Raw genomic sequence first — 13,626 nt, 5'->3', positions numbered from 1 at the left:
ACTGCATCGCGATAAAGTTACCTGAGTTCATAAAGTATTTTGCTTCTAAGAATTGCGCAGGCATTCTCAGTTCCGGCGATGGGGAAACCCTCAGTCGTCCCGTTGAAGTAGTTCGCTTGAGTGCCTCGCGTTATGCGGGTGTTTCCGAAAGCGCGAAGTGCTCTAGCGGTTAGTTTGGGGACTTGGGGGACTAAATCTTCGGGCGCACGCGCCTGGCAGATCCGGAACCTTCCCTTTTGGACAACTTGGAGGTTTAACATGACGATGATTAAGAGCCTTATCCTCGGCTCGGCGGCGGGTCTGATCGCCATCGGCGGAGCTCAGGCAGCCGATCTTCCGGTGAAGGCCAAGGCAGTGGAATACGTGAAGATCTGCTCGCTCTACGGCGCAGGCTTCTACTACATCCCAGGCACCGATACCTGCATCAAGATCGGCGGCGCGATCCGTTTGGACGTTGCGTTCAACGGCAGCACCTACGACGTTCCGTTCTGGCAGGGTGGTGCCGGCGGCAACAATCTCTGGACCAAGAACTATTTCTCGACTCGTGAACGCGTCAACTTGACGACGGACACCCGCACCGCGACCGAATACGGCGTGGTTCGTACCTACGCGAACATCCAGTTCGACTTCCTCCAGGATCGTGAATCGATCGCTGGCGGTTACACCGAAGTCGACTACGCGTTCATCCAGTTCGCCGGCTTCACCTTCGGTAAGGCCGTCTCGCAGTTCGATCCCCAGTGGGCGCTCGCCAAGCCGTACATCTCGTCGGGCTTCAACGCTGGTTCGAACAACGCGACCGGTATCCCGCAGCTCGCTTACACCGCTTCGTTCGGTAACGGCGTGTCGGGCACGATCTCGATCGAAAACGCATCGGCCTACCGCAACGCCGGTCTCTGGAACACCAACACGTTCATCGTTGGTCCCGGTGCGGCCTCGTTCACCGGCGCGTTCTACGGTACGACCTCGAACACCTTCCTGGGTAACGCCTACGGCGGCAATCACATTCCTGACATCGTCGGCAATATCCGCCTCGATCAGGCTTGGGGAACCCTGCACTTCGCTGCTGCGATGCACGCTGCAACCCCGGGCTTCTACGGCGCGAACGAAGCAACCGGCCATGCTGACGACAAGTATGGCTTCGCTGTGAGCGGCGCGGTCGAGTTCAAGAACCTGCCCACCGGCGCAGGCGACAGCTTGAAGATCGAAGCGTCGTACGGCAAGGGCGCTGCCAAGTACGTCTTCGGTGGCACGACCGACACCTCGGGTGGTGGCCGTTACGCGAAGGTTGATGGCAACACCCTCGGCTTCGGCTACGTGCTCGATGGCGTCTACACCACCAACGGCCAGATCATCCAGAGCTCCGCTTGGGAAGTTAGCGCTTTCTACGAGCACTACTGGAACCCGGCTTGGCGTACGTCGCTGTTCGGCAACTACAGCCATATCTCGTACGGCTCCGGCAACGACCTGATGATGGCCGCCTTCCAGGGCCTGACCCCCGGTGGCCCGGGTACCAACTCGTCGGCAGCTGCAGCTTCTCGTGCAGGTGTGTTCGCTGGCACGGGTAACTTCGACCTGGGTCTCGCCCAGATCGGCACCCGTACCGCCTGGACCCCGGTTCAGAACCTGACCCTGTCGGCTCAGTTCACCTACAGCCGCCTCGATCAGAATCTGAACGGCACGTACACTGTGACGAGCATGTCGGGCAAGCCAGCCGGTACTGTTCTCAACACGGCCGACCAGAACCTCTACAACGGTTCGGTGCAGATCCTGCGCTCCTTCTAATTCTGATCGTCTCACGACGACCAGTCTTTGAACCAAAGACCCCCGGCAGGAAACTGCCGGGGGTTTTTGGTTTTATGGAGCCGGGCCGGACCTCATCGGCTCGAGCGGGCGTTCTCGACGTCACAGAGGCGGGTGTCTATACCGGACGGCGTGGCCCCAACCATGCAAGCCGCAAAGCCAGAAGTCCGAAGAACCATGGCGTCTCCAGCTGAACTGTTTCAAAACGCATTCGCCGCCTTCCAGCAGGGCCGCCTCCAGGAGGCCGAGCGCGAGTTCAGCAAGTTCTTGCGCAAGGATCCTAAGCATTTCCCGGCGCTGAACATTCTGGCCATCGTCCTAGTCGCGCTGAAGCGCCATGCGGAGGCCGAGCCGCATCTGAAGGCGGCTCTACGTATCAATGCGACATCGGATGCCACGTTCTACAATTACGGCCTGGTGCTGAAGGCGCTGAACCGGCCGGATGAGGCGCTGCAGCGTTTTACCGAAGCGCTGGCGCTCAATCCCGGCAATGCCGAAACGCTGAATAACCGTGGCACGGTTCTGAACGATCTGCGCGACTACGCCGCCGCGCTGGCGGATTTCGATCGCGCGCTGGCGCTCAATCCGCGCTACGCTGCAGCATTCTTCAACAGGAGCAAGTCGCTGGCGGAGTTGAAGCGCTATGACGAGGCCCTCGCGGCTTGCGAGTCGGCGCTCGCCTTGCAGCCCGATCTGGCGGAAGCTTGGTTTGGCCGCGGTTACATCTTTGGCCAGATGCGGATGCCGGCTGAAGCGGTGGAGGCCTATGGCCGCGCGCGCCAACTCAATCCGGACATGCCGCTGCTGAAGGGCAATCTGCTGCATCAGAAGATGCTGATCTGCGACTGGCGTGACGCGAATGCGCTGATTGCCGAGATCGAGGTTGATCTCATAGCCGGCAAACTGGCCGCCGAGCCGTTTGGCTGGCAAGGCGTGGCCACTTCGGAACGTAGCCTGCAGCGCTGCGCCGAATTGACCAACGCCTCGCGTTTTCCCACGCAAGCCCCGCTGCTGCGTGCGTCCCCGACCGGGCCGAATGGAAAAATCCGCATCGGCTATCTCTCGGGTGAATTTCGACAGCAGGCGACCTCGCTGCTGCTGGTCGGTGTGCTGGAGCAGCACGACAAAAGCGCATTCGAGATTTTCGCCATCGACAACGGGTATGACGACGGCAGCGACATCAGGCGACGCATCGCTGGCGCCGTGGATGGGATCGTCGATATCTCCACACTGAACGATCCGCAGGCGGTGGACGCCATTCGTGCGCAGCGCATCGACATCCTCGTCAATCTCAACGGCTATTTCGGCGAGCAGCGCACCGGCGTATTCGCGCGCAGGGCCGCGCCGGTGCAGATCAATTATCTCGGCTTTCCCGGTACACTCGGCGCGGGTTTCATGGATTACATCCTCGCCGATCAGCACGTTCTGCCGCCCGAGCACCGGCAATTCTATAGCGAGAAGGTGGCTTGGCTGCCGAATTGCTATCAGGCCAATGACGATCGCCGGGAGATATCGACGCGTGCATTCACACGTGCCGAGGTCGGCTTGCCTGCGCAGGGCTTTGTGTTCTGTTGCTTCAACAATGCCTACAAGATCACGCCCGATGTCTTCGATAGCTGGACGCGGATTCTCTCAGCCGTTGACGGTAGCGTTCTCTGGCTGCTGGAGGACAGCGCTGCGGCTGTGGCGAATCTGCGCCGCGAAGCAGAATTGCGGGGTATCGACCCCGCGCGTCTGGTCTTTGCCGCGCGCATGCTGCCGGCCGAGCATCTGGCGCGGCATCGTTGTGCGGATCTATTTCTCGATACGTTGCCGTACAATGCGCATACCACAGCGAGCGACGCATTATGGGCTGGATTGCCGTTGCTGACGTGTCGTGGAGAAACCTTTGCAGGGCGCGTTGCCGCGAGTCTTCTGCAGAATCTGGGTGTGCCGGAGTTGATTGCGGCGAAGCGAGATGACTATGAGCGTATGGCGATCGAGCTGGCGGAAAATCCCGAGCGGTTGTCGTCGATCCGGGAGAAATTATCGGCCAATCGTCTGAACATGCCGGCCTTCGACACCCGGCGTCTGGCGCGTGATATCGAAACCGCATTTCGCAAAATGGCCGAACGGGCCCGGGCAGGGCTGGCGCCAGCCCACATCATGTTTCCCGCTAACGATAGCGGCCAATAATATATTTGATTGAGCAAATCAGGTATTGCGCTCAACATTCTGGCTCATGTAATATTTTCGTGCGCAGCCGGCAAATTTTTGACGGCCCTAAGTCTTCGAGGAGACTCGCGCACTCTGCTGTAAATCTCCGAAACCACCGGCAATGCCCTGCCGGTGGTTTTTCGGCTTTTTTGGGGCCAGTTTCGAGTGGCCCGCTGGTATTCCAGGATTATTGCTAACGCGGAAAGGGCTCGGGAACTGTGTCATGCCGGCACGCCCTTGAATCAGTCCAACCCCCTCTGAAAACGGCAGAATTGCTGCTGACCAGATCAGCAGCATGAGATGGAATCTGTCGCAGAGACATCCAAATTATGACCTGTTGCCCATCGTTGCATATCAGGACTGACGAGCTATCTGGCCGAAATTGCTAGAGATTTCTTGCTTTTTGAGCAAGTTGTGGCTAAAAGCCGCTCATCGTGGAGAGTATGAATAATGGCGCATAACTACGCAATTAATGAGGACGTTCACCACCAGCTGCAGGGGCCGCAGGGCCGTTCCACCATCAAGGAACGCAGCATCTACACCATCACCTCTCGCCTTCCGATCGAAGCCGATGGTCGCCCGCGTTACCGGATCAAGAGCAAGTCCGAGAACATAGAGCGTGTCGTGACCGAAGAGCAGATCAGCCGCCTGGGTTGATCTCGGATCAGCCTTCTGGCTGATCGTACTTGCCGTTTGCTGTCGTCGCCGGGGCCTTGGACCCCGCGACGAAGCAGACCGCCCCAAAGACCCCAACCAGATTCTATCTTAAAGCGGGAAGCTTGGCCGGGGCTGATCTCTACTCGTCCTGCTGCGATGGTTGCGGCAAAGCGGCTTCGCACCATATGCTTTGCCCCGAGGGCGGGTACCGAAGGCCACACAGGCGATCGTCGCGCCGCACCTCGGCAAAATGATGTGGTCGGAGCGGGGCGTCCCTTGATCGAAAAACTTGAACTGCTGTTGTCGCTGGCGAAGGAACGGCATTTCGGCCGCGCCGCGGAAGCTTGCGGCGTGACGCAGCCCACCATGTCCACGAGCCTCAAGCAGCTCGAGGACATGCTCGGCGTGATGCTGGTGCAGCGCGGCTCGCGCTTCCAGGGGTTTACGCCGGAAGGCGAACGCGCACTCGATTGGGCACGCCGCATCGTCGGCGATGCTCGCGCGATGAAGCAGGAAATCAACGGCCTCAAGGACAGTCTGTCCGGCGAGATCCGCATCGCCGCAATTCCTACGGTGCTCGGCATGGTCGCCTCACTGACGACGCCGTTTCGTGCGCGGCATCCCGATGTACGCTTTAAAATCATGTCCTGCACTTCGGCGGCGGTGCTGGGCCTCCTGGAAAATCTTGAGGTCGATGCGGGGCTGACCTACATCGAAAATGAACCGCTGGGCAAAGTCCGCTCGATCCCGCTCTACAAGGAAAGCTACCGGCTGCTTACCTCGCCGGACGGCCTGTTCGGCGATCGCAAGGAAGTCACCTGGAGCGAAGTCGGCCAAGTGCCACTGTGCCTGCTGACCCCCGATATGCAGAATCGCCGCATCATCGATCGTGCCCTGAAATCGGTGGGCGCCGAAGCGATGCCGATGCTGACGTCGAACTCTATCATCGTGCTCTATACCCATGTGAAGACCGGCCGTTGGGCCAGCGTAATGCCGGCCAAGCTGGCGGAGACGCTGGGCCTGACCGCCAATGACTCCGTCCGCATGATCCCGATCGTCGATCCCGTGGTGAATTATGGCGTCGGCCTCGTGGTGCCCCAGCGCGATCCCATGACCCCGCTGGTGGCGACGCTGGTCCAGATCGCCCGGGAGGTTGCGCCGTCGCTGGAAGCGTAAGACCTTCGTTTCGGGTGCTGCAATTGCTGCGCTGCAACCAAGCTAACCATTTCAAATTCATCGATTTCGCCGGGTGTCGATACCGTTTCCGTATCGCAGCATGAGACAGCTTTATTGATCTTTGGATCGATTCCAATTTTGATTGGTTTTCCAGTCATAAGATCAATTGAGTACCGGGATGAACGCAGCCTACGAGCCGAATGCTTATGAGCCTTGGAGTGCCGACCGAGGCACCGAGATCATCGAGAGCCTGTCCCATGTGGAAGGCGGCGTGATCGTGATTCTGCATGCGATGCAGGAAGCCTTCGGCTATGTGCCGGAGCCGGCAATCCCGATGATCGCGCTGGCGCGTAACCTGTCGCGCGCTGAGGTCCATGGCGTGTTCACCTTCTATCACGACTTCCGGCATGAACCGGCTGGCAAACATGTGCTGAAGATCTGCCGCGCTGAGGCTTGCCAGGCGGCTGGCGGCGATGCACTTGCGGCGCGCGCGGAAGCGAAATTGGGTGTAAAGTTTGGAAACACGACGGCGGATCAGCGTGTTACATTGGAGCCGATCTATTGCCTCGGGCTCTGCGCCACGGCGCCATCGGCGATGCTCGATGGCCGTCTGGTTGGCCGCCTCGATGAGAAGCGCATCGATGCGCTGGTCGCGGAGGCACAGCGATGACATCGTCTGATAAAACTCTGAAGATCTACATTCCGCGCGATGCGGCCGCCGTTTCCGTCGGCGCCGATGAACTCGTCAGTGCCTTCGAAGCGGAGGCTCAAAAGCGCAAGCTTGCAATCGAGATCATTCGCCCCGGTTCGCGCGGATTGCTGTGGCTGGAGCCGATGATCGAAGTCGCGACGCCGGAAGGTCGCGTCGCCTTCGGGCCGGTCGAAGAGAAAGACGTTGCGTCGGTGCTCGATGCGATGGTCGCAAACGGCCAGCACGCACTGCGTCTTGGTGTCGCGGAGGAGATTCCGTGGCTCAAGAAGCAGACGCGTCTGACCTTTGTGCGCTGCGGCGTCGTCGATCCCCGTTCGGTCGAGGATTACATCGCGCATGACGGCTACAAGGGTCTCACGCGCGCGCTGACGCTGGATAGCGCCGGCATCATTGCCGACGTCACCACTTCCGGGCTGCGTGGCCGCGGCGGGGCCGGCTTCCCGACCGGCATCAAGTGGAAGACGGTGGCCGATACCAAGGCCGATCGCAAATTCATCGTCTGCAATGCGGACGAGGGCGACAGCGGCACCTTCGCCGACCGCATGATTATGGAAGGCGATCCCTTTGTGGTGATCGAAGGCATGACCATTGCCGGCATCGCCGTGGGCGCCACCAAGGGCTATATCTATATCCGCTCGGAATATCCGCATGCCGTCGAGGCGATGAATGCGGGTATCGCTGCCGCCAAGCGCGCCGGTTATCTCGGCGACAAGATCCGCGGTTCGGCGCACGCATTCGATCTCGAAGTCCGCGTCGGCGCCGGCGCCTATGTCTGCGGCGAGGAGACCTCACTGCTGGAGAGTCTCGAAGGCCGTCGCGGCATCGTCCGCGCCAAGCCGCCGCTGCCGGCGCATAAAGGCCTGTTCGGCAAGCCGACGGTCATCAACAACGTCCTCTCGTTTGCGGCGATACCGTTCATCCTCGACAACGGCGCCAAGGCCTATGCGGATTACGGCATGGGCCGCTCGCGCGGCACGATGCCGATCCAGCTCGCGGGTAACATCAAGTTCGGCGGCCTCTTCGAAGTCGCTTTCGGCATCACGCTGGGTGAGCTGATTGATGATATCGGCGGCGGCACCTTCACCGGCAAGCCGGTCCGCGCGGTGCAGGTCGGCGGTCCGCTCGGTGCCTACTTCCCGCGCGAATTGTTCGACACGCCGTTCGACTACGAGGCTTTCGCCAAGCGTGACGGCCTGATCGGCCATGGCGGCATCGTGGTGTTCGACGACACCGTCGATATGTCGAAGCAGGCGCGCTTTGCGATGGAATTCTGCGCCATCGAATCCTGCGGCAAGTGCACGCCGTGCCGCATCGGCTCCACCCGTGGCGTTGAGACCATCGACAAGATCCGCCGCGGCGAACGCGTGGCCGAGAACATCGCCGTGCTGCAGGACCTCAGCAACACCATGAAGTTCGGTTCGCTCTGTGCGCTGGGCGGCTTCACGCCGTATCCGGTGATGAGTGCGCTGAAACATTTCCCCGGAGATTTCGGCTCGGCGCCATCGCGCCTTCAGGCCGCAGAGTAAAGGAGCAACACATGTCGCTCGTTCACGAAATCGATTTTGGTACGCCGCGTTCGAAGTCCGAAAAGATGGTCACGCTGACCATTGACGGGCAGAGCGTCTCGGTGCCCGAGGGCACCTCTATCATGCGCGCCGCCATGGAGATGGGCACGCAGATTCCGAAACTCTGCGCCACCGACATGGTGGATGCCTTCGGCTCCTGTCGTCTCTGTCTCGTCGAGATCGAAGGCCGCGCGGGCACGCCGGCCTCCTGCACCACGCCGGCCATGGAAGGCCTCGTGGTTCATACCCAGAATGCGCGGCTCGCGGCGCTGCGTAAGGGCGTGATGGAGCTCTATATCTCCGACCATCCGCTCGACTGTCTCACCTGCGCCGCCAATGGTGATTGCGAATTGCAGGATATGGCCGGTGCCGTCGGCCTGCGCGACGTGCGCTACGGCTATGACGGCGAGAACCATGTGTTCGCCAAGTCTGGCCCGAAGCACAATCACAATTCGCCGGAAGCCTGCGAAAACGATCACTGGATGGCGAAGGATGAATCCAATCCGTACTTCACATATGACCCCTCCAAGTGCATCGTTTGCTCGCGCTGCGTCCGCGCCTGCGAAGAAGTACAGGGCACTTTCGCGCTGACGATTTCCGGCCGCGGATTCGAGAGCCGCGTCTCGCCAGGCATGAGCGAGAGCTTCCTGGGTTCGGAATGCGTCTCCTGCGGCGCCTGCGTGCAGGCCTGTCCGACCGCGACGCTGACCGAGAAGGCCGTGATCGAGATCGGCCAGCCTGAGCACTCCGCTGTGACCACCTGCGCCTATTGCGGCGTCGGCTGTACCTTCAAGGCGGAAATGCGCGGCGAGGAACTGGTGCGCATGGTGCCGTACAAGGACGGCAAGGCCAATCGCGGCCATTCCTGCGTCAAGGGCCGTTTCGCCTGGGGCTATGCGAACCACAAGGAGCGCATCCTCAATCCGATGATCCGCGAGAAGATCACTGATCCATGGCAGGAAGTGTCATGGGATGAGGCCTTCAATTTCGCGGCCAAGAAGTTCAAGGGCATCCAGGCCAAACACGGCAAAGACTCCATCGGCGGCATCACCTCGTCGCGCTGCACCAATGAAGAGGTATTCGTGGTGCAGAAGCTGATCCGCGCCGGCTTCGGCAACAACAACGTCGATACTTGCGCGCGCGTTTGCCATTCGCCGACCGGCTACGGCCTGTCCTCAACCTTCGGCACCTCGGCCGGCACGCAGGATTTCGACTCGGTGGAAGACACCGACGTCGTGATGATCATTGGTGCGAACCCGACCGATGGCCATCCGGTGTTTGCGTCGCGCCTGAAGAAGCGTTTGCGCGCCGGCGCCAAGCTGATCGTGGTCGATCCGCGCCAAACCGATATCGTGCGCTCGGCCCATATCGAGGCACAGCACCATCTGCCCCTGATGCCCGGCACCAATGTCGCCGTGCTCACCGCGCTGGCCCATGTCATCGTCACCGAAGGCCTTGCCGACGAGACCTTCATCCACGAGCGCTGTGACTGGAGCGAGTTCGAGGACTGGGCGGCCTTCGTCGCGCAGCCGAACCACAGCCCCGAAGCCACTGCCATCATGACCGGCGTCGATCCGAAGGAGCTGCGCGCCGCCGCCCGTTTGTTCGCCACCGGTGGCAACGGTGCGATCTATTACGGTCTCGGCGTCACCGAGCACAGCCAGGGTTCGACCACCGTAATCGCGATCGCGAACCTCGCGATGGCGACCGGCAATATCGGCCGTCCCGGCGTCGGCGTGAATCCGCTGCGTGGCCAGAACAACGTGCAGGGCTCCTGCGACATGGGCTCGTTCCCGCACGAGCTGCCGGGCTATCGCCACATCTCGGGCGATGCGGTGCGCGAGCAGTTCGAAGCGATGTGGAACGTCAAGCTCAACAGTGAGCCGGGCCTGCGCATTCCCAACATGTTTGATGCCGCCACCGAAGGCACTTTCATGGGCCTCTACGTGCAGGGCGAAGACATCCTGCAGTCCGACCCCAACACCAAGCATGTGGTCGCGGCGCTGTCGGCGATGGAATGCGTCATCGTCCACGACCTGTTCCTGAACGAGACCGCCAACTACGCCCACGTGTTCTTCCCGGGCTCCACCTTCCTGGAGAAGAACGGCACTTTCACCAATGCCGAACGTCGCATTCAGCGCGTCCGTAAGGTAATGTCGCCGAAAAATGGTCTTGAGGATTGGGAAGTGACCTTGGGATTCGCCAAGGCACTCGGCTATGAGATGTCCTACAATCACCCCTCGGAGATCATGGACGAAATCGCGGCGCTGACGCCGACTTTCGCCGGCGTCTCCTATGCGAAGCTGGAGGAGGTTGGTTCGGTGCAGTGGCCGTGTAACGAGAAGCAGCCTCTGGGCACGCCGATTATGCATATGGACGGCTTCGTGCGCGGCAAGGGCAAGTTCATGCTCACCGAATACATTGCCACCGACGAGCGTACCGGGCCGCGCTTCCCGCTGCTGCTCACCACCGGCCGTATTCTCAGCCAGTACAATGTCGGCGCGCAGACACGGCGCACCGAGAATGTGGTCTGGCATGAAGAGGATCGTCTGGAGCTGCATCCGCATGACGCCGAGCTGCGTGGCATCCGCGACGGCGACTGGGTGAAGCTGCAGAGCCGTGCCGGTGAGACGACGTTGCGTGCGCTGCTCACCGAGCGTATGGCGCCGGGCGTGGTCTATACGACCTTCCATCACCCGACCACGCAGGCCAATGTCATCACCACCGAGTTCTCGGACTGGGCCACCAATTGCCCGGAATACAAGGTGACGGCGGTGCAGATCTCGCCCTCGAACGGTCCGTCCGAGTGGCAGAAGGAATATGACGAGCAGGCCCGCCAGTCGCGCCGGATCGCCATGCCCGTCGTGGAAGCGGCGGAGTAGGTCTGGAGACCAGACATGCACGAGCCGGTTCGCTCAGTCCCCCGCAAGATCTGGCGCCAGTCCGGCGTCAGCGAGGGGCTGCGTGCGGTGCCGGAAGAGACCGCGTTGGCGATCACCTATAATGGCGGTACCTATGCCGTCATGATGGGGACGCCGCAGGACTATCGCGACTTCGCCTATGGCTTCAGCCTGAGCGAAGGCGTAGTCACCTCGATCGACGAGATCGAGAGTTTTGAGGCCGTTGAATTCGACGATGGCGTTGAGCTGCGGATGTGGCTCGCAGGCGAGAAGGCCGAGAGCATCAGCGCGCGGCGCCGGCAGATCGCCGGGCCGACGGGCTGCGGTCTGTGTGGCATCGACTCGATCTCGGAAGCCGTTAAGCCGGCGGCCATCGTCGCGCCCGGCGGCGTGTTCTCCTTCGACCAGATCATGGCGGCGATGGAGACGCTGTCGCCGCTGCAGAAGGTCAACATCCAGACCCGTGCCGTGCACGCCGCGGCGTTCTGGACGCCGGCCGACGGCATCGTCGCGTTGCGTGAGGATGTCGGCCGTCACAATGCGCTCGACAAGCTGGCCGGCGCGCTGGCGCAGGCCAAGGTCGATGCAGGGCAGGGCATGGTGCTGCTCACCAGCCGCGTCTCCGTCGAGATGGTGCAAAAGACGGCTGCCATCGGCGCGCCGCTCCTGGTGTCGGTCTCGGCCCCCACCGCACTGGCCATCCGCATGGCGGAAGCCGCAGGCATTACGTTGGCCGCGATCGCGCGCAGCGACGGGTTCGAAGTTTTCACACATCAGCATCGCGTACGTCAGCACGGCGTCACCGCGGATGCATCAGGGCAAGAGCATGGACACCCACACATCGACGTCGCCTGACCGGCTGATCTATATGGCCAACCAGATCGGCGACTTCTTCAACAGCCAGGGCCACGATCACGCCGTGGCCGGCATTGCCGAGCACATCAAGAAGTTCTGGGATCCGCGCATGCGGAAGAAGATCTTCGAACATCTGGATGCGGGCGGCGCCGGGCTGAAGCCGAATGTCCTTGAGGCGATCGCGTCGCTGAAGAAGTAGCTCAACCCACACTCGTCATTCCGGGCGCGGGCGTGTCTTCTCGCACGCGAACCCGGAATCTGGACATGGCATGGCGCTGTCGGAGACTCCCATGCTGAGATTCCGGGTTCGCGATCGCCAAGTGGCGCTCGCGCCCCGGAATGACGGTTAGGGTGCCGCGACGAAACCTAACCCGCTTCCTGCGGCGTCTGCGGTTTCAGCGCCAGCGCATGTACCGTTCCCGCGAGTTCCGCCGCCAGCAGTTCGTTGATCATGCGATGGCGGTCGATCCGGCTCTTCCCTTCGAAGGCCTCCGACACAATATTGATCCTGAAGTGGGTTTCACCCTCCGGGCGGTGGCCCATGTGACCGGCATGCAGATGCGATTCATCTGAAACGTCGAGGCTGAGGGGCGCGAAAGCCTCTGTCAGCTTCTTTGTGATGTTATCTTTCATGGTCATGATGGCCGGCTTAGCGGTTTGCCCCGCTCATGGTCAATCACGATGTGGCGACCATATTGGTGCGGCGCAGGGCGCCGAATGAGGTAATCGGAATGTCAAGACTTGAAGCTTTTTGCATTGCGTTGTCATAGTCAGCCATGCCCATCGACTCATCCAAATTCTTCGACAGCATCCGTATCAAGCCGAACAAGCTGAGCGCGAAGCAGCAGGCCGCTGCGCGCGAAGAAGCTATTATGTGCGAGTGGCCCGAGTGCAAGAACAAGGGTCCGCACCGCGCGCCCAAGGGCCGTGCGCAGGACAAGGAATACTGGCACTTCTGCCTGAACCATGTCCGCGAATACAATCAGGGCTACAACTTCTTCCAGGGTATGGCCCCAGACGCGGTCGCCAAGTACCAGAAGGATGCGCTGACCGGCCATCGTCCGACCTGGAAGATGGGCGCCAACGGCTCTGCGGACAAAACCAAGGCCGGGCAGCCCGACCTCGACGGCGCGATTGATCCGTTTGCCATGTTCAACGAGATGAACGGCATGGGTATGGGGCGCGGCCGGGCCCGCAAGCCGCAGCAGCCGATCAAGGAAGAGACCCGCAAGATCTTCAATGCCGAGCGCAAGGCGCTGCAGGTCATGGGTCTCGGCCCCAGTGCCACGCTCGACGACGTCAAGGCGCAGTACAAGGCGTTGGTGAAGCAGCACCACCCCGACGCCAATGGCGGCGACCGCTCCACCGAGGACCGGTTGATCGAAATCATCAAGGCTTACAATTACTTGAAGACCGTGGTCCGGGGCTCGTAAGGCGCTCCAAGATCGTCCACGCGATTGCCAATGTTCGTCGTGCCCGGCCAGCGCGAAGCGAGCTTCGCTGGATGTGCCGGGCATCCACGTCTTTGGCGGCGAGTGAACAAAGACGTGGGTGGCCGGGACAAGCCCGGCCATGACGGCCGAGAGCGCTGCCAAACTATTAAGCATAACCCATCGCCGCCTGCTTAATTAGCCTTCCCGCCAGATACCGCCGCAATTCCGCCCGGCTAAGATCTTCAATCTCTGTTGACCATCGCCGGAACGGAACCTGCTGCTCACGGCCAGTTGCCTTGCGAGCAAGGGGCCTTAAGGCTAATATTTGCGTA

At 61.1% G+C, this 13,626-nt stretch carries 11 protein-coding genes; 10 read left to right on the top strand and 1 reads right to left on the bottom strand.

What is annotated here, in order from left to right:
- Positions 1–258 precede the first annotated feature (258 nt).
- From AB7783_RS20920 to AB7783_RS20880, 9 genes are all read left to right on the top strand, one after another.
- Positions 259–1,782, top strand: coding sequence for a porin (locus AB7783_RS20920; RefSeq protein WP_441278697.1), 1,524 nt, complete (start codon positions 259–261; stop codon positions 1,780–1,782).
- A gap of 195 nt (positions 1,783–1,977) precedes the next feature.
- The gene (locus AB7783_RS20915; RefSeq protein ID WP_441278696.1) at positions 1,978–3,975 is read left to right on the top strand and encodes an O-linked N-acetylglucosamine transferase, SPINDLY family protein; all 1,998 of its coding nucleotides are present in this window, start codon (positions 1,978–1,980) and stop codon (positions 3,973–3,975) included.
- A gap of 471 nt (positions 3,976–4,446) precedes the next feature.
- Positions 4,447–4,653: a hypothetical protein gene (locus AB7783_RS20910; protein WP_068729538.1), complete on the top strand. Its 207-nt coding sequence runs from the start codon at positions 4,447–4,449 to the stop codon at positions 4,651–4,653.
- A 276-nt stretch (positions 4,654–4,929) separates the two neighbouring features.
- A complete protein-coding gene (locus AB7783_RS20905; RefSeq protein WP_120287415.1) occupies positions 4,930–5,829 on the top strand; it encodes a LysR family transcriptional regulator in 900 nt (299 codons plus the stop codon).
- 178 nt (positions 5,830–6,007) lie between these two features.
- Positions 6,008–6,499 (top strand): formate dehydrogenase subunit gamma, encoded by a 492-nt coding sequence (locus AB7783_RS20900; protein WP_184512234.1) that lies wholly within the window; start codon positions 6,008–6,010, stop codon positions 6,497–6,499.
- On the top strand, positions 6,496–8,067 hold the full coding sequence (locus AB7783_RS20895; RefSeq protein WP_441278695.1) for a formate dehydrogenase beta subunit: 1,572 nt from the start codon (positions 6,496–6,498) through the stop codon (positions 8,065–8,067). Before AB7783_RS20900 ends, AB7783_RS20895 begins: the two co-directional genes overlap by 4 nt.
- A gap of 11 nt (positions 8,068–8,078) precedes the next feature.
- Positions 8,079–10,988, top strand: a complete 2,910-nt coding sequence (fdhF, locus tag AB7783_RS20890; protein ID WP_441278694.1) for a formate dehydrogenase subunit alpha — start codon at positions 8,079–8,081, stop codon at positions 10,986–10,988.
- Positions 10,989–11,003: 15 nt separating this feature from the next.
- Positions 11,004–11,861, top strand: a complete 858-nt coding sequence (gene fdhD / locus AB7783_RS20885) for a formate dehydrogenase accessory sulfurtransferase FdhD (protein WP_309942296.1) — start codon at positions 11,004–11,006, stop codon at positions 11,859–11,861.
- Positions 11,833–12,060: a formate dehydrogenase subunit delta gene (locus AB7783_RS20880; protein WP_068729526.1), complete on the top strand. Its 228-nt coding sequence runs from the start codon at positions 11,833–11,835 to the stop codon at positions 12,058–12,060. The genes fdhD and AB7783_RS20880 overlap by 29 nt, the downstream gene beginning before the upstream one ends.
- 167 nt (positions 12,061–12,227) lie before the next feature.
- Here the strand turns inward: AB7783_RS20880 and AB7783_RS20875 are convergent, their stop codons facing one another.
- Positions 12,228–12,500 (bottom strand): BolA family protein, encoded by a 273-nt coding sequence (locus AB7783_RS20875; RefSeq protein WP_441278693.1) that lies wholly within the window; start codon positions 12,498–12,500, stop codon positions 12,228–12,230.
- A 137-nt stretch (positions 12,501–12,637) separates the two neighbouring features.
- Between AB7783_RS20875 and AB7783_RS20870 the strand changes: the two genes are divergently transcribed.
- Positions 12,638–13,294 carry a J domain-containing protein gene (locus AB7783_RS20870; protein WP_089267780.1) on the top strand — a complete coding sequence of 219 codons (657 nt, stop codon included), beginning with the start codon at positions 12,638–12,640 and terminating at the stop codon, positions 13,292–13,294.
- The last annotated feature ends 332 nt before the right edge of the window (positions 13,295–13,626 follow it).

The organism is Tardiphaga sp. 172_B4_N1_3 (assembly GCF_052076035.1).
In the GTDB taxonomy this organism is placed as follows: Bacteria; Pseudomonadota; Alphaproteobacteria; order Rhizobiales; family Xanthobacteraceae; genus Tardiphaga; species Tardiphaga robiniae.
The sequence above is the reverse complement of the archived record's forward strand: the minus strand, read 5'-3'. Positions and strand labels throughout refer to the sequence as shown.

What these genes read in the sequence shown, in the direction of transcription:
- AB7783_RS20920 (WP_441278697.1), top strand. Translation starts at nt 259, where the DNA reads ATGACGATGATTAAGAGCCTTATCCTCGGCTCGGCGGCGGGTCTGATC.
- AB7783_RS20915 (WP_441278696.1), top strand. Translation starts at nt 1,978, where the DNA reads ATGGCGTCTCCAGCTGAACTGTTTCAAAACGCATTCGCCGCCTTCCAG.
- AB7783_RS20910 (WP_068729538.1), top strand. Translation starts at nt 4,447, where the DNA reads ATGGCGCATAACTACGCAATTAATGAGGACGTTCACCACCAGCTGCAG.
- AB7783_RS20900 (WP_184512234.1), top strand. Translation starts at nt 6,008, where the DNA reads ATGAACGCAGCCTACGAGCCGAATGCTTATGAGCCTTGGAGTGCCGAC.
- AB7783_RS20895 (WP_441278695.1), top strand. Translation starts at nt 6,496, where the DNA reads ATGACATCGTCTGATAAAACTCTGAAGATCTACATTCCGCGCGATGCG.
- fdhF (WP_441278694.1), top strand. Translation starts at nt 8,079, where the DNA reads ATGTCGCTCGTTCACGAAATCGATTTTGGTACGCCGCGTTCGAAGTCC.
- fdhD (WP_309942296.1), top strand. Translation starts at nt 11,004, where the DNA reads ATGCACGAGCCGGTTCGCTCAGTCCCCCGCAAGATCTGGCGCCAGTCC.
- AB7783_RS20880 (WP_068729526.1), top strand. Translation starts at nt 11,833, where the DNA reads ATGGACACCCACACATCGACGTCGCCTGACCGGCTGATCTATATGGCC.
- AB7783_RS20875 (WP_441278693.1), bottom strand. Translation starts at nt 12,500, where the DNA reads ATGACCATGAAAGATAACATCACAAAGAAGCTGACAGAGGCTTTCGCG.
- AB7783_RS20870 (WP_089267780.1), top strand. Translation starts at nt 12,638, where the DNA reads ATGCCCATCGACTCATCCAAATTCTTCGACAGCATCCGTATCAAGCCG.